The organism is Lactobacillus sp. N54.MGS-719 (genome assembly GCF_000980505.1).
Lineage (GTDB): Bacteria > Bacillota > Bacilli > Lactobacillales > Lactobacillaceae > Lactobacillus > Lactobacillus amylovorus.
In genome coordinates this window covers 1-318 of record NZ_LARO01000146.1, presented here as the reverse complement: position 1 = coordinate 318, position 318 = coordinate 1, and the positions used below count along the sequence as shown (strand labels likewise).

The 318-nt window shown below is 36.8% G+C and carries 1 protein-coding gene; it reads right to left on the bottom strand.

Annotated features, from left to right (window positions below; genetic code table 11):
• The coding region (locus WS44_RS09685) for a helix-turn-helix domain-containing protein (protein WP_046434139.1) at positions 1-318 on the bottom strand (318 nt) is incomplete at both ends.

Here is a 318-nt window from a genome sequence, read left to right as displayed (position 1 = left end):
TCTGATAGTTTTGAATCGCATTGGCAAGAGCGAGACTATCAATTTCTTTAACACGTAAAAAGCTATAAGCATCACGAATATTCTTAGGCTTAGCCAATAGTTCGCTATTAGTGACTACTTCTTCTGCCAACCTAGTCTCATAATTATTAAGAATAGAAAAGGCAAAAGGCATTGCTTGATATTGTCTAACAGCTAAGTAGTGCTTAGCATGATAATTGCTCCGATTGCGTCCGACATAAGAGTTGTAGACAAAGCGCTGCGCATCATAGTTTAGTTTAATGATTTTCTTTTGCTTAGAACTAGGATAAAAGCGAAGCT